The sequence below is a fragment of the Oceanobacter kriegii DSM 6294 genome, assembly GCF_000422845.1.
GTDB classification, from domain to species: Bacteria; Pseudomonadota; Gammaproteobacteria; order Pseudomonadales; family Oceanobacteraceae; genus Oceanobacter; species Oceanobacter kriegii.
In genome coordinates this window covers 73,042-89,122 of sequence record NZ_KE383935.1, presented here as the reverse complement: position 1 = coordinate 89,122, position 16,081 = coordinate 73,042, and the positions used below count along the sequence as shown (strand labels likewise).

Annotated in this window: 14 protein-coding genes; 7 read left to right on the top strand and 7 right to left on the bottom strand. The window is 56.3% G+C overall.

Annotated elements, in window-relative coordinates:
• The first annotated feature begins 59 nt into the window (after positions 1-59).
• The 4 genes from G516_RS0119990 to G516_RS0119975 all read left to right on the top strand — a co-directional run bounded on the left by G516_RS0119990 (position 60) and on the right by G516_RS0119975 (position 4,450).
• A complete protein-coding gene (locus G516_RS0119990; RefSeq protein ID WP_028295156.1) occupies positions 60-1,373 on the top strand; it encodes a serine hydrolase domain-containing protein in 1,314 nt (437 codons plus the stop codon).
• A gap of 65 nt (positions 1,374-1,438) precedes the next feature.
• Positions 1,439-2,743: an alginate export family protein gene (locus tag G516_RS0119985; RefSeq protein WP_036537644.1), complete on the top strand. Its 1,305-nt coding sequence runs from the start codon at positions 1,439-1,441 to the stop codon at positions 2,741-2,743.
• Between the two features lie 10 nt (positions 2,744-2,753).
• Complete coding sequence (locus G516_RS0119980; RefSeq protein WP_028295154.1) at positions 2,754-3,839, top strand: extracellular solute-binding protein; 1,086 nt, start codon at positions 2,754-2,756, stop codon at positions 3,837-3,839.
• A 101-nt stretch (positions 3,840-3,940) separates the two neighbouring features.
• Positions 3,941-4,450 carry a DUF3237 domain-containing protein gene (locus tag G516_RS0119975; protein WP_156879123.1) on the top strand — a complete coding sequence of 170 codons (510 nt, stop codon included), beginning with the start codon at positions 3,941-3,943 and terminating at the stop codon, positions 4,448-4,450.
• Positions 4,451-4,458: 8 nt separating this feature from the next.
• On the opposite strand, the gene G516_RS0119970 is transcribed toward G516_RS0119975, so the two are convergent.
• From G516_RS0119970 to G516_RS0119940, 7 genes are all read right to left on the bottom strand, one after another.
• A complete protein-coding gene (locus tag G516_RS0119970) occupies positions 4,459-5,733 on the bottom strand; it encodes an NAD(P)/FAD-dependent oxidoreductase (RefSeq protein WP_051219654.1) in 1,275 nt (424 codons plus the stop codon).
• Positions 5,734-5,760: 27 nt separating this feature from the next.
• Complete coding sequence (locus G516_RS0119965) at positions 5,761-6,477, bottom strand: type 1 glutamine amidotransferase (RefSeq protein ID WP_028295151.1); 717 nt, start codon at positions 6,475-6,477, stop codon at positions 5,761-5,763.
• Positions 6,478-6,538: 61 nt separating this feature from the next.
• Complete coding sequence (locus G516_RS0119960) at positions 6,539-7,345, bottom strand: ABC transporter permease subunit (protein WP_028295150.1); 807 nt, start codon at positions 7,343-7,345, stop codon at positions 6,539-6,541.
• Entirely contained in the window at positions 7,342-8,256 is a 915-nt protein-coding gene (locus G516_RS0119955; RefSeq protein WP_051219669.1) for an ABC transporter permease subunit, read from the bottom strand. The genes G516_RS0119960 and G516_RS0119955 overlap by 4 nt, the downstream gene beginning before the upstream one ends.
• 76 nt (positions 8,257-8,332) lie before the next feature.
• On the bottom strand, positions 8,333-9,526 hold the full coding sequence (locus tag G516_RS0119950; RefSeq protein WP_084645276.1) for an ABC transporter ATP-binding protein: 1,194 nt from the start codon (positions 9,524-9,526) through the stop codon (positions 8,333-8,335).
• A gap of 170 nt (positions 9,527-9,696) precedes the next feature.
• Complete coding sequence (locus G516_RS0119945) at positions 9,697-10,806, bottom strand: polyamine ABC transporter substrate-binding protein (RefSeq protein WP_028295147.1); 1,110 nt, start codon at positions 10,804-10,806, stop codon at positions 9,697-9,699.
• Between the two features lie 377 nt (positions 10,807-11,183).
• A complete protein-coding gene (locus G516_RS0119940) occupies positions 11,184-12,509 on the bottom strand; it encodes a glutamine synthetase family protein (RefSeq protein ID WP_036537641.1) in 1,326 nt (441 codons plus the stop codon).
• A 180-nt stretch (positions 12,510-12,689) separates the two neighbouring features.
• Between G516_RS0119940 and G516_RS0119935 the strand changes: the two genes are divergently transcribed.
• The 3 genes from G516_RS0119935 to G516_RS0119925 all read left to right on the top strand — a co-directional run bounded on the left by G516_RS0119935 (position 12,690) and on the right by G516_RS0119925 (position 16,038).
• Positions 12,690-13,388, top strand: a complete 699-nt coding sequence (locus G516_RS0119935; RefSeq protein ID WP_051219653.1) for a GntR family transcriptional regulator — start codon at positions 12,690-12,692, stop codon at positions 13,386-13,388.
• 482 nt (positions 13,389-13,870) lie between these two features.
• Complete coding sequence (locus G516_RS0119930; RefSeq protein ID WP_028295144.1) at positions 13,871-15,241, top strand: aspartate aminotransferase family protein; 1,371 nt, start codon at positions 13,871-13,873, stop codon at positions 15,239-15,241.
• Positions 15,238-16,038, top strand: a complete 801-nt coding sequence (locus G516_RS0119925; RefSeq protein ID WP_028295143.1) for a helix-turn-helix transcriptional regulator — start codon at positions 15,238-15,240, stop codon at positions 16,036-16,038. The genes G516_RS0119930 and G516_RS0119925 overlap by 4 nt, the downstream gene beginning before the upstream one ends.
• The last annotated feature ends 43 nt before the right edge of the window (positions 16,039-16,081 follow it).

Here is a 16,081-nt window from a genome sequence, read left to right as displayed (position 1 = left end):
GACTTAACTTTTTAAGCTAATTAGGTTTTTAAGGAATTCGAAGCAAGAAGATATTTGTCATGCAACACAGCCGTTACTACTCCGCCGAAAACCTCGCCAGCCTCAAAGCTGAATACCAGCAGGTGCCTGCTTACCCACAAGCCAGCACCATGATGGCGGGCTTCCCACCCTCAGCCAGCGACGTTGTCGACCGTCGAAACTGGTTGCAAGCGCCGTTCAACAAATGGGGCTTTAACCACGTAGAGCAGCTGATGCCGACCATTCGCTTGCAGCCAGCGAACGCTCCTGCACCAATCGCCCCGGCAATGCCTGAACTGCAAAATCAGATGTTTACCAGCGTGTGTGGCGACACGGTTTCGCTGGCAAAGCATCTGGATTGCAGCCACACCGATGCCTTTATCGTGCTGCACAAAGGCCAGATGGTCCACGAGCAATACGCCGAGCATCAGGCTGCCAATCAACAACACATCATGTTCTCGGTGACCAAGTCGTTGATTGGTTTACTGGCAGAGCAGCTGATAGCCGAAGGCCGATTGGATGAACGCCGTCTGACCCAAACCATCATTCCGGAATTGGAGGGCAGCGCGTTTGCTGATGCCTCAGTCAGACAGTTGATGGATATGTCTGTCGGTATCGAATATCAGGAGATCTACGACGACCCGGATTCCGAAAGCTCACAGTTCGGCTATGCCTGTGGCTTTGTTCCGGCTCCTGAAAAGTGGCAGTCGTGTTCATCGCTGTACGACTACCTGCCGCGGCTGCAGAAGAAAGGTGAGCACGGCGGTCTGTTCCACTACGTTACCGCCACCACCGAAGTACTGGCCTGGTGTATCGAACGGGTGACAGGTAAAGCCTGCCATCAGCACCTGATGCCCATCTGGCATGCGGCAGGTTGTGAACACGATGGCTACTTTGTTGCCGACCCCAAAGGCCGCAATGTCTGCGGCGCCGGATTCAACGCAACCGCACGCGACATGGCCCGCCTCGGACAGCTGTTGTTAAACAATGCCATTGCAGCAGCCGACCAAGCCTCTCAATCATCATTACAAACCGCGCTGAAAACCATCAGGCAAGGCAGCGACCCGGCCCTGTTGGCTGCCGATGAGGATTTTTCTTTCTGGACCCCGGGCGCGTCCTATCGCAGTCAGTGGTACGTGTTCCATGCCGACGATGTCGCTAGCAGAACGAACAGCAGAACCAGCAGCAATGCCATCATGGCGGGCGGCATTCACGGCCAATACCTCTATATCGACTTTGATGCCGAACTGGTCATCGTCAAGCAGTCGTCACTGCCCGTTGCCGTCAGCAACATCGACTCTGACACCGTGGCCATGTTTCGCGCCCTCTCCAACCAGTTTGCTCCAAAGGAATGACCCTTGACGCAGTGGAGCGACCTCCACGACTGCACTGCCAATAAATCCAATACCGAGGACTATCTATGAAAGAGATGCGAATAACGCCACTGGCCGCCGCGTTGGCTGCTGCCATCTGTCAGCCAGCACTGGCACAAACCCAGAGTGACGCCTTTGAAATCACCCCATCGTTGGCGGCCTCAGCTGCTCATATTCAGGCATCCAACGCCAATTTCGGCGCTGGGCGCTTTGATATTCAGGAAGGCCAACCCGATGGCCAGGACAGCCAATGGACCGAGGTATTCGTCAAACCCGGTGCCGTTGCCCGATACACTGTCGCACCATCATTCAGCCTGAGTGCCGGACTCAGTGCTGTGGCAACCAAAACTCTTGGCGATGGTGACGCCGGTGGCTTTACCAATGACAAGAATGGCGATGTCGATCTGGAAGAAGCCTGGCTGGGGGTGAACTACGACAACTGGTCGCTGACTGCAGGCCGCCAGAGCTACATGATTGGCAGCGGTTTTATCGTTATGGACGGCAATCTGGATATGTTCGACGACGGCGCTTATTGGCTTGGCCCCCGCACCGCGTTTAAAGCCAGCGCGGTACTGGCATACGAAAGCGAACCGTTTTCTGCCGAGTTATTCAGTCTGGGCGTCGACAAGGACCTTGGTGCTTTCCGCATGAACGGTGCCAACCTCGATGTGCCCTTTAACGACGGCACACTAGGGGCCAGCCTGATCAAGGTGAAAGCGGGATCAGCTGACGGCCTAAAAGTGGTTAACCTGCGTGCGCTCCAGCAAGCCATTCCGGCAATCGACGGCCTGATGGTCTCTGCGGAATACGCCAAACAAACCGGTGAAGGCTCCGGGGTGAAATACGACGCCAACGCCTGGTACCTGACCACGGATTATCACTTTGGTGACGTTGGCCAGTCACCGATGATCAGCTATCGCTACGCGGCCTTTTCCGGCGACGACGACCCATCCGACAATACCGTCAAAAGCTGGAATGCACTGGCCAAGGGGTATGTCGACTGGGGTACCTGGCTGATTGGCGATATCGCCGGTAACTACCTGATCTACAACAGCAATGAACAGGTACACACATTGCGGGCCAGCTATGGCTTACAGCCCAACCTGATTCTGGGGGCGCTCAATCACCGCATTTATCTGGATCAGAAAAACTTTGATAGCGGCACAGGCGCCAGCGCCGTCAGCAGCACCGCGTTCGCCAATGAAACGGCCGTCTATCTCGACTGGTTCCCCAACCAGCAAACCTATGTTTCTCTGGCCTACAACCTGACCAAACCTCTGAGTGCCGCAAAACAAACCCTGGGCGACGACACCATGTCAGCGCTTGAGCTGTACCTGGCCTGGAATTACTGAGGAAAGCACCATGAAATCCATGATCAAAACCAGCCTGTTGCTGGCCGCCCTGGGCAGCGCCTGTGCCCAGGCTGAGGAAGTGCGCATCTACAACTGGATTGAGTACATCCCGGCCGACGTGATTACCGACTTCGAAAAAGAAACCGGCATCGACGTCATCTACGACGTGTTCGACAGCAACGAACAGATGGAAACCAAGATCCTCACGGGCAACTCGGGCTACGACCTGACCTTCCCGGGCAGTGCCAGCCTGAAACGCCTGATAGACGCGGAAGCTCTGGAGCCACTCGATCTGTCCCTGCTCAGCAACTACAGCAATCTGGACCCGGATTCACTGGCAAACCAGCGTCAGATTGGCGACCCCCAAAACGCCTATGCCGTGCCATTTATGTCGGGCACCAACATCATCGGCTATAACCCGGACCTGATTTTCAAGGCCACCGGCAAGCGCGAACTGACCAGCTGGGACGATGTCCTCAAACCGGAAGCCATCAAACAACTGAGCCAATGTGGCGTCGCCTTTATGGACTCCCCCAGCGAAGTGATGCCCATCCTGCTCAGCTATCTGGGATTGCCTCACGACAGCGACAGCCGCAAGGACTACAGCGCCGTCACCGACTACATGAAAACCATCCGGCCGTATATCCGCTACTTCAATTCCAGCCAATACATCACCGACATGGTGAATGGCGATATCTGTGTTGCGGTGGGTTGGTCTGGCAGCTTTAACCTGGGCCAAATGATCGCCGACGGCACCGGCAGCGGCGTCACCATCAGCATGAGCCTGCCTGTTGAAGGCGCGCCTTCCTGGTACGACAGCATGGTGATTCCGGCTGCAGCGCCAAACCCGGCCGCGGCACATAAGTTCATCGACTTTATGCTGCAACCCGAGAACATCGCCAGAATTTCCAACTCCGTGGGGTATCCGAACCCCAACCTGAAGGCCACGCCACTGGTCGCCGAAAACATTCGAACCAACCCAGCGCTGTACATTCCGGAACAACGCAAAAGCAGCCTCTATCCGATCATGCCGATCCCATTAAAAGCCGAGCGCTACCGTACCCGCGCCTGGACCAACATCAAAAGCGATCGCTAACAGCATGTTCTCCCTGACCCGGTCTCTGGTGTCAGTTTTCGGGGAGCCATGCTCCCCTTTTTTCACCAACATTGATCACCACGGAACAGGACACAAGACCCGTGACAAACGCACGCTCAGCGACAAACACCATACCAACCCCGGTTCTTCAGAAAGTGATGAACATTGAGGTCAGCATCGCCCCGCCACAACAACTGGGCGCCTGCAATGACGGCCTGCACAGCAACTACCCGATTACCGGCGGTACGTTTTCAGCGATGGGAGATAAAGGAGACTGGTACCAGGGCAAGGTATTGCCATCGGGGGCAGACTTTTTCATTGAATACGCCGATGGCAGCGGCCGCATGAACGCCATCTACAGCCTGCAAGGGCCGGAGCAAGAGCTCATCAATATCCACAATACCGGACTGTTTGAAGTGACCTCTCAGGGGCAACAGCGGTTGCAAGCGGGCCAGTGGCCACTGCCAGAAACCGATTACCGCTGCCGCTGCACGCCTTTGCTGCGCGTTGCCAGAGGTCCTCTGGCATGGCTCGATCATCAGGTACTGACAGGTGTTGTTGGCTATCCCGACAGTGACCGGGTCAGCATCGTCATTTATCGGTTGGCATGATCAGCCGTTTAACCCAACGCATCCCGCACGCTGAAGTACAGCATTGCTGCCGCCAGGCCGACGTTATGAAGAACGCCGTTGTTCGGCAGCGGCGCACAGGGAATTTTCGACAACACATCCAGCTGTTCTGCCTGGCCACGAATGGCCTGCGCCAGCGTAACGCCACCCACTGCCGCCATCACCATGCCATGGCCGGAGTAGCCATGGGCGTAAAGTACATTCCCTTGTGGTTTGCCATTCACCGTCAGTTTGCCGATGCTCGGCGTTCTGTGGCGGGTCACCGATACAAAGCCGCCCCACTCGCGGGTGAAAGGGGTTTCTTTTAACTGTGGATAAACCGCTGCCATGCGGCGGTGTAGTTTGGTTTTCAGGTTCACCGGTGGTTTGTTGGTAAGGCCAACCCGGCCGCCCCAGATCATGCGGCCAGCTGCGTCCTTGCGGAAGTAATTGAACAGGTTCCGGGTATCAAACACCGCACAGTTGGCAGGCAGTACGGATTCCGGCACTGGCTCAGTGGAACAAATATAACTGCCCACCGGTATTGCCTGTTTGCCAAGTTCCGGCACCAGTTGGTCGAGGTAGGCATTGGCGGCGATCACCAGCCAGCGGCTGCGAACTTCCGCCGTCGCGGTTTTTACCACAACCCGTGAGCCATACTGAATGGCCGTTACCCGGCTGTGGCCGAATATCTGCGCACCAGCGTGTTGAGCAGCCTGGGTTAAACCGAGGGTGTAATTGAGTGGGTGCAGGTGGCCGCCGTTGGGATCAAACAGGCTACCCGCAAAGGCTGTTGAGCCGGTTTTGCTGGCGGTGTCGGCGGCGTCCAGCAACTGCACCGGGTAACCAAACCGATCCAGCTGTTCGGCGCTGTGTTGAAGGTGAGCCATGTGTGACGGCCGAATCGCCGCTTCCATTTGCCCGGCCTGAAAATCGCATTGGATCTGGTGTTGCTGAATGCGCTGGCGCATCCATTGAATGCCCACCACCGAGGTGTCGAACACCTGTTTGGCCAATTGAGGCCCCAGCTGGCGTTGCAGAGCGGCGCCGTTTTCTCCGGCACCAACAATGATCTGGCCTCCGGATCGACCGGATGCCCCCCAACCGGGTTGCTCAGCTTCCAACAACACGACGGAATAGCCTTGCTCGGCCAGCTCCAGTGCCGCGCTGATGCCCGTCAGCCCGCCACCGATAATGGTAACGTCGACGTCCAACGAGTCATTCAGCTCAGGGAAATCCGGCAGCTCGTTTGCGGTTGCCCGATACAGACTGTGCTCTGCGTTCACGGCCAGACTCCCTGTTTTTTTGATGGATCAGTACTGCTTTTGCAGCACGTCGGCCAGCCACTCGGCGATCACCGGGGAATCCACACAGGCATCGCTGGCGGTGGCAGTCACCACACCGGCTTTGGCGTCGTCGGCAGGGATGCCGTCACCACCACGGAAGTTCAGCAGGTCGGCTTCAAAGCGCAGGGTAAACTCCGGGTGCGGTTGCAAGCTGACCATACGGCCATTGTCGTAGCTCAAACCGGCGTATTGGCAGAACTCGGAGCTGGCAATCACTTCCGCGCCCTGTGGCAGTACCGTTACCTGATCCTGATGCACCGCGTTGACGCGAATGCGATCCGACAAACGGTTAGCCAGCACGCCATGTACGCGATACTTGTGAACACCCACACCCCAGCCGCCCTGGTATTTTTCAACCTTGCCACCGAAGGCTTCGGCCATCAGCTGGTGACCAAAACAGATGCCGACCAGCGGCTTGCGAGACGCCTGAATCTGGCGGGCGACATCTTTCAGGTTGCGAATCCAGTCGAGGTCTTCGTACACACTGAATTTGGAGCCGGTGATGATCCAGCCATCGCACTCGTCTGCCGACATCGGCAGCTCGCCCAGTCGGGCTTCGTAAATGCGGTATTCAAAGTCGGTTTCCAGCGGCTCGAACAGGCGTACGAACATGTCGGCGTAAGTGCCGTATTCAGGAATCATTTCATCCGGTGTGATACCGGTGGCGAGAATACCAATTTTCATAACGTGCTCTTGGGGTCGTTCTTACAAAACAGAAAACGGGGGCTGCTGCCCCCGCACACACTTATTCAGGCTGTGGCCGCTTGCGCATCTGGAACATGGCCACCAGCACACCGACGGCCACAATCAGGATCATCAGGGTCGCCAGCGCGTTCACTTCCGGGGTCACGCCCAAACGTACCTTGGAGAAGATCACCATCGGCAAGGTGCTGTTGCCAGGCCCGGACACGAAGCTGGCAATCACCAGATCGTCCAGCGACATGGTGAACGACAGCAACCAACCGGCCAGAATGGCAGGCATGATCAGCGGCAGCGTCACCAAAAAGAACAGCGACGACGGCTTGGCGCCGAGGTCCATGGCAGCTTCTTCCAACGTTTCGTCAAAGCCCGCCAGACGCGACTGCACAATCACCGCCACATAGGCCATACAGAACGTGGTATGCGCGATGATGATGGTCAGGGTGCCACGGCCAGCGGGCCAGCCAAACAGGCTTTCCAGCGCCACAAACAACAGCAGCAAGGACAAACCGGTAATCACTTCCGGCATCACCAGCGGGGCTGAAATCCAGCCCGAGAAGATCAGTTTGCCTTTGAATTTACCCATCCGTTGCAAGGCAAATCCAGCCATGGTGCCCAGCACCACCGCAAGGGTGGCGCTGATGAAGGCCACCTTGAAGCTGAGTGCTGCAGCGTTAAGAATCTGCTCGTTGCGGAACAGCTCGCCGTACCATTTCAGCGACCAACCGCCCCACACCGTCACCAGTTTGGATTCGTTAAAGCTGTAGATCACCAGCGAGATAATCGGCAAATACAGGAACAGGAAGCCCAGCGTGGCACTGCCCCATAACACCCAGGAACCTTGCTTCTTCATGCCTTGCCCTCCTGATCGTCGGCTCGGTTACGTACCAGCATGATCGGCAATACCAACAACACCAGCATCACAGTGGCAACAGCGGAAGCCATCGGCCAATCGCGGTTGATCGAGAACTCATCCCACAATACGCGGCCAATCATCAGGGTATCGGAACCGCCCAACAAGGCCGGAATCACGTACTCGCCCACCACTGGAATGAACACCAGCAAGCAGCCAGCAACAATGCCCGGCAGGGCCAACGGCACGATCACGGCAAAGAAGCTCTGCACCGGGCGATAGCCCAAATCCGCAGCAGCTTCGACCAGCGTCATATCAAGTTTTTCCAGCGCTGTGTACAGCGGCAGAATCATGAACGGCAGGTAGGTATAGACGATGCCGATGTAAACGGCGAAGTCGGTTTGTAGCATCTGGATCGGCTGGTCGATCAAACCCACCGCCATCAGAATGTCGTTAATCGGGCCGCTCTTTTTCAGCAGCGCCATCCAGGCGTATACGCGCAGCAGAAACGAGGTCCAGAACGGCAGAATCACCAGCGCCAGCAGTACGGTACGGGTGGTGCCTTCGCTACGGGCAATCAGCCAGGCGATCGGGAAACCCACCACCAGTGTCAACAGGGTGGAAATCACCGCGATCTTGATGGAGCTTAAATAGGCATCCAGATAAAAGCTGTCTTCCCACAGGAACAGGTAGTTACCAAGATTGATTTTGATGTTGAGGTAAGCTTCTTCCAGATCCCAGTCCAGCAGGCTGCTGTACGGCGGCACCGCAATGGCACTCTCGGCCAGCGAGATTTTGAACACCACCACAAACGGAATAAAGAAGAACAGTGCCAGCCAGAAGTACGGCACGGCGATCACCATCAGGCGACCCCAGTTTACCCGTCCCAGACCGATAAACTGCCACAGCATCGAAAACAGCTGCGCCAGACGAGCCAGGCCGATGGCTGGCTCTTGATGTGAAGTAGATTGCGTCATCCTTGCCCCCTTAGCTGGTCAGAACCACGGCGCTGTCCACATCCCAATACATGTGAACACGGTCATTCCAGGTGAAACGGGCACCCATATCGCGGGCGATGTTGGGTTGGGTCACGCGGATTTCCTTACCGCTATCCAGGCGGATACGGAAGATCGACATGCTGCCCATGTAAGCGATGTCTTCGATGGTGCCTTCGCAGCGGTTGTCGGTTTGTTCGGGCAACTCGCGGCTGAGCATGATTTTTTCCGGACGAATGGCCACGTTCACTTCCTGACCCGGCGCACAGCTGATGCCGTGGTTCAGATACAGCGGTGCGTCCATGTCCTGACTTTTCACTCGTACACTGTCGACTTCGTCTTCAATGATGCGGCCATTGATCAGGTTCACCGAACCAATAAAGCGGGCCACAAAAGCAGAGTTCGGGTATTCGTAGATGTCATGTGGTTCACCCACCTGGACAATGTTGCCGGTGTTCATCACGCCAATGCGGGTCGCCAGCGTCATGGCTTCTTCCTGGTCGTGGGTTACCACCACGAAGGTCACGCCGGTTTCTTCCTGAATGTTCATCAGCTCGAACTGGGTTTCTTCACGCAGCTTTTTGTCCAGTGCCCCCAGTGGCTCATCCAGCAACAGCAGTTTCGGGTTTTTCACCAGTGAACGGGCCAGGGCTACACGCTGACGCTGACCACCGGACAGCTGATGCGGCTTGCGCTTGCCCAGATGGCCCAACTGCACCATGTCGAGCATATTGGCGACGCGCTTTTTGATGTCGCCATCGGCCAGACCTTCGCGCTTGAGGCCAAAGGCAATGTTCTTTTCCACGCTCAGGTGCGGGAACAGCGCATAGGACTGGAACATCATGTTGACCGGACGATTCCACGGCTTGATGCCCGCCATATCGACACCGTCGATGAGGATGCGGCCAGAGGTTGGCTGCTCGAAACCGGCCAGCATACGCAGCAGCGTACTTTTACCGGAACCGGAACCGCCCAGCAGGCAGAACAGCTCGCGCCGATAGATATTCAGACTGATATTGTCGACCGCGGTGAAGTCATCAAACTTCTTGGTGACGTTATCGAAAACCACAAAAGGCTTGGCATTGGGGTCACGCCAAAGGTCCGGTGCCGGAGCGGTCAGCGGATTTTTGGCTGCTGCCTTGTTGGTGTCTTTCTGTTGCTCGGGAGAGAGTTCTGCAATTGTCATAGCCTTGCTTCCACAGACTGTTGGTCAGTCAGTTGGTAGAGACCGGATTTGGGACCCCCTGAATAACTTGCCCAACTCTGTGCAGAGTTATTCGTTGAGTCCCTTCGCCTCTGTTTTTAGTTATGTAGCTAGTACCGCTAACGGTCGTTACCGTCAGCGGTATACCGGAATTAACGACCGGTTTTTACGTTCGACCAGGCGCGGTTCAGCAGACGGTCGAACTTGGCAGTATGAGCTTGCTGCGGGAACAGCTTGGCTTTGACTGCTTCGGTTGGGTAGATGCCCGGGTCATTGATCACTTCGTCGATGATCAGAGGTTCAGCAGCGGTATTCGGTACGGCGTAGTAGACGTAGTTGGAAATACCAGCAGCAACCTTTGGCGTCAGCACGTAGTCGATGAACTTGTAGGCAGCATCCTTGTGCGGTGCATCCGCAGGAATGGCCATCAGGTCGAACCACACCAGCGTGCCTTCTTTTGGAATGGTGTAGCTCAGGCTAACGCCCTGCTCTGCTTCATCGGCACGACCCACAGACTGCATGATGTCGCCGTTGTAGCCAACCGCCACACAGATATCGCCGTTGGCCAGGTCATTGATGTACTGACTGGAGTGGAAGTAACGAATGTTGCCACGAGTGCCTTTCAGCAGTGCTTCGGCTTTTTCCAGGTCTTTCTTGCTTTCAGAGTTCGGGTCCAGACCCAGGTAGTTCAGCGCAATGGCGGTGATTTCAGCCGGGGAATCCAGTACACCAATACCACAGTCTTTCAGCTTGGCAGCCACTTCAGGCTTGAACAGCAGATCCCAGCTGTCGGTTGGCATATCGCCCAGACGCTCGGCCACCTGATCGTTGTTCAGACCCAGACCAATGGTGCCCCAGGCATACGGTACGCTGTGGGCGTTGTTGCCATCGTGACGAGCCACCTTGGCCAGCAGTTCGGAGTCGAGGTTGCCGTAGTTGCTCAGCTTGCTCTTGTCGATTTCGGTGTAGATACCGGCCTGAATCTGACGCTCCAGGAAAGAACCGGTTGGCACCACAATGTCGTAGCCGGTGTTGCCTGCCATGATCTTGCTTTCCAACATCTCGTTGGAATCGTATACGTCGTACACCACCTTGATGCCGGTTTCGGCTTCAAAGCGTTTGACGTCTTCCATGTCGATGTAGTCAGACCAGTTGTAGATATTCAGCTGTTTGCTTTCGGCAGATGCCGCCGCAGACAGGCCGAGGGAAGTCGTTGCAAGTGCCGCGGCGGTCATTGCCGCCAACCAGTTTTTCTTCTTCATGCGTTCGTTCTCCGGATCTCGTGTAGTGATAGGCAGGCCTTGGCCCGATGGTCTTGATGCCATTTTGATTAACGCTACTGATGGCCGGGTGCTGTTCCCATACCCCCTGGGGGTTAGGTACGTTCGTTCACCCGTGGATCAACGCCCAAGCCCCATGTTTACTGGCTTTGGCAGATTGGCAGCGCCGCGGGACCGCGACGGTTTTGTGACAAACAACTGACAATGTCTTCAATTGGCACATCCTGTTGCACTTTTACTGAGTTGCTGAAGGTAAGGCTTTGGCCCATTGGCCTATATCGAAAAACGCGCTTTACAACCAAAAACGGGAAGCCTGAAGGCCTCCCGTTTTGCTGTAGCAACCATCTTCCTGACAAGCGTCAGAGTAAGCCCAGATAGGCTTCGTACTCAATATCAGAAATGCGGCTACACAAATCTTTATATTCGGCGCTCTTCACCGCACCGTACACCCGTACGAACTCTTCGGTCAGGTAGTGTGGCACCTGTTCGCTGTGTTCCAGCGTCTTGATGGCGTCTTCCCAACGGCTTGGCAAGCGGGTCGATTCGTCGGCTGCGGCATAGGCATCCCCCACCATTGGCTCAGGGGCTTCAAGCTCATTTTCAATGCCGTACAAACCACCAGCCAGTACCGACGCCAGCACCAGATACGGGTTGGCATCCGCACCCGCCACTCGGTGCTCAATACGACGGGCAACCGGATCACTCTCCGGAATACGAATGGAAACCGTGCGATTCTCGTAACCCCAGCTGGCAAATACCGGCGCGTGGGAACCTTCCATAAAGCGACGGTAAGAGTTCAGGTGCGGCGCAAACATCAACATGCACTGCGGCATCATTTCCAGCATGCCCGCAACGGCGTGGCGCAGCATTGGGGTGCCGTCTTCACCGCCGTCGTCAAACAGGTTATTGCCGTCAGCATCCACCAGAGAGTAGTGCACGTGAAAACCGTTGCCGGACTCTTCAGCGTATGGCTTGGCCATAAAAGTGGCGCTGTAACCATGCTTACGCGCAATGCCTTTCACCAGACGCTTGAACCAGATCGCCTGATCACCAGCCGCCAGCGGGTCTTGCACGTGCTTGAGATTGATCTCGAACTGGCCAGGGCCCAATTCGGAAATAATGGTGTCGGCCAGCACGCCCTGCTTTTCACAGGTGTCGCGCACTTCGGCAAAGAAAGATTCCAGACCGTCCACATCTTCGATGGAATAAGCGTCGGTGGTGTTCAGGCGACGGCCATGACCACGGTCCAGCACCGGTGGCTGCGGGCGCTGGATTTCTTCAGACGAGCCGTCCATCAGATAGAATTCCAGCTCGGTGGCCATCACCGGGTACCAGCCGCGGTCGTGGTATTGCTTGACGATATGAGACAGACACTGGCGCGGATCGGCCGTGAATTCGGTGCCGTCCGGATTCCACATCATGGCATGCAGCTGGTGACGGTCTTTTTCCGCCCACGGCACTGGCACTGGCTTGTCCTGAACGGGCATGCAAACACCGTCGTTGTCGCCGGTTTCGAACACCAGACCATTCTCTGGAACGTCGCCGCCCCAGAAATCCAGACCGGAAACCGAGCGAGGCAATTTGACGCCTTCCTCATACACCTTGTCGAGGGAGCTGCCGAGCAAACGCTTGCCGCGCAAATTGCCGTTCAGGTCCACAATAAAAAGATCGAAATCGTTTTGCATAACCACACCAGTAGTGTTTTTGTCTGTTGGGCCAAGCATAATTGGATAAAGTGATTTCAGAAATTCTTCATCTGACAATTGCACAAGGCCTTTGAATTGTGATCACATTAATGACCAGTAGCAAGATCTGCTGCCCGAAGTAACGAAAAATCCGATGCGGTAACCACAAAAGACACCGGTATGGACAAGCACTCGCCGATACAGATCACCCTAGAGCAGCGCGACGACGCTGTAACTATCACCCAGTGGGTATACAGCACCTTGCGTCAGGCCGTGATGCTGGGCCAACTGCCACCGGGTCGGGCCGTCACCATTCGTGAAATGGCTGCCCTGCTGGACGTTTCCCCCATGCCGGTACGTGAGGCCTTGCGCCAACTGGCTGCCGAAGGCGCACTGGAAATCCAGGGCAACCGACGGGTCATGGTGCCGCGTATGACGGCGATGAAATTCAGCGAACTGGTGGAAGCCCGAATCGCGCTGGAAAGCCACGCCGCTGGGCAAGCACTGCCCTACATCGATGCCCAACGGTTGGCACAAATGCGCACACTCGACGAGCAAATTGATGCCGCCGAAGCCACCGGCGATGCCGAAACCGTAATGCGGGTGAATCAGGACTTCCACCGCCTGATCTACACCGCCAACCCCCATCAGGTCACCATGCCCTTGATCGAAAGCCTGTGGCTGCAACTGGCGCCGTTCATGCGCGTGGCCGCCGCCTACCTTGATGAGTACTACCAGATAGACCGCCACCACGAAGCCATGGATGCCATCACCCGTCAGGACCCCGTTGCCCTGAAACTGGCCGTCGCCGCCGACATCCGTGATGGCTGCGCCTTTGCCTCTTCGCCAGAAACCCTGCAACAGCTGCTGAGCGCCTGATTCGCAGAGTGTCGGGTGTCGGGTGTCGGGTGTCGGGTGTCGGGTGTCGGGTGTCGGGTGTATCAAAAATAGGATGGGCACTTGTGCCCATCAGGCATGCATCGTCGCTGTGATGGGCGCAAGCGCACCATCCTATAAAGTCTGGAATCTGGTGTCGGACCATCGGCAGCAAGCTACCTCCCACATTATTTCTCACATCGCTTACGAGATTTTTGTGGGAGAGAGCTTGCTCTCGAAATCCCGATGCATGTTCAACAGAGCGTTGAAGCACACACAGCAACGTCAGATGGCAGCCGCTTCGCGTCTCTAACAGACCTACACCCACGCCATGTAGGGTGCGCACTGCGCACCGTCCTTCTCTCTTCAAATTAACAATGATGACAATTTGAGCCAGTTGACGTTTTTCCCATTGCACTTTGAATTTTGTGATCACAATATTGTGATCACAAAATAACGACACTCACTCAGCGTCAGGAGGACCCATGGCCTCACCACTGCAACAACTGGATGCCAAACACCATCTGCATCCTTTCACCAATACCGGCAGCCTTAACAACAAGGGCGCCCGTGTTATCACCAAAGCCGACGGCGTGTACCTGTGGGACGAACAGGGCAATAAGATCATCGACGGCATGGCGGGTTTGTGGTGTGTGAATCTGGGCTATGGCCGCAAGGAACTGGCGGACGTTGCGTATCAGCAAATGAATGAGCTGCCGTACTACAACACCTTTTTCCAGACCACCCACGGCCCGGCGGCAAAACTGGCAGAAGCCATTGCCTCGGTAACACCGGGTGATCTGAACCGCATTTTCTTTGCGGGCTCTGGCTCCGAAGCCATCGACACCCTGATGCGTCTGGCCCGTCACTACTGGGCCATTCAGGGCAAGCCGTACCGCAACATTCTGATTGCCCGCGAAAACGCCTATCACGGCAGCACGCTGGGCGGCACCAGCCTTGGCGGTATGAGTGGTATGCACAAACAGGGCGGCCCGCTGATTCCGAACATTGCCCATATTCGTCAACCCTACTGGTACGGCGAAGGCGGCGACCTCAGCGAAGAGGAGTTCGGTCTGCAGGCTGCACAAGCGTTAGAAGAAAAGATTCTCGAAGTTGGCCCCGACAACGTGGCTGCCTTCTTTGGCGAGCCGATTCAGGGCGCTGGCGGCGTCATCGTGCCTCCTTCTACTTATTGGCCAGAAATCCAGCGCATCTGCCGCAAGTACGACATCCTGCTGGTTGCCGATGAAGTGATTTGTGGTTTCGGCCGCACCGGCAACTGGTTTGGCAGCCAGACCTACGGCATTGAGCCAGACATGATGTCGATGGCCAAAGGCCTGTCGTCCGGCTACGTACCAATCGCTGCGGTTGCCGTTGGCGACCGCGTTGCCAACGCCCTGGCTGCCCACGACGAAGACTTCAACCACGGCTACACCTACTCCGGTCATCCAGTGGCGGCTGCAGTGGCACTGAAAACCATCGACATCATGAAAGACGAAGGCATCGTCGAGCGAGTTGGCAACGACATTGGCCCTTACTTCCAGAAAACCCTGCGCGAATCCCTGGCCGATCATCCGTTAGTTGGCCACATCGACGGCATTGGTTTGGTGGCCGGTGTCGCACTGATGATGGACAAGGCCTCAAAAACGCCTTTCCCTAGCCATGTAGATATCGGCACTATTTGCCGCGATCACTGCTTCAACAACGGCCTGATCATGCGCGCCACCGGCACCCGCATGCTGCTGTCGCCGCCGCTGGTGATCAGCCATGAAGAAGTGAACGAAATGTGCGAAAAAGCTCGCCATTGTTTCGACCTGACACTGGAAAGCGTGCGCAAGCTGGGAGTGGAGATATGACCGACAGCATCGATAGCAAACTGAACCGTCAGTTGGCAGCGCTGATCGACCACGTACGTCTGGCCGGTTTTCCCAACCAGCTGGCCGCCTATCTGGAAGATGTGTGCCTGTTCGACACCTGCCTGATGACCATTTATCACGCCGAACGTCGGCCAGTATTGTTGTACACCGAAACCGACGACGTCAGCGACACGCTGGAACAGTACCTGACCAACTGCTACCTGCTGGACCCGCTGTTCAACGCCATCCAGAAGGACGGCTTCAGCGGTGTTGCCCGCCTCGACGGCATGGCACCGGACTCCTTTACCCAAAGCGAGTACTACCACACCTGCTATCAGGACTTTGGCCTGGCCGACGAAATCAATATGGTGGTGGCCCTCGACGACGGCTACAGCTTCGCTATTTCATTGGGCCGCAAACACAGCATAGGCAGCATCACCCGCGCCGAACTCAACCGCCTGCAAGAACAGTACATCGTACTGGCCGCACTGATCCGTCAGTTCTGGCTATCAAACGCCGATGAATTCCGCCCGGTGGACAAAAGCCGCAGCACCCTGACTCACGCCTTACGCACGTTCGGCCAAGGGGTACTGACCCGCCGCGAACAGGAAATCACCGCCCTGATCCTGCAAGGCCACAGCTCACAGTCGATTGCCGAGCAACTGAACATCAGCGTCGGCACCGTGAAAGTGCACCGCAAGAACATTCACGGACGCCTGAATACCTCGACCCAAAGCGATATCTTTACCCTGTTCCTCAGTCACCTGAGCGAAATGGACATGCGCATCGTTGCCTGATTCCAGCCAACGAAAAAAGGCCAGCATAGCGCTGGCCTTTTCC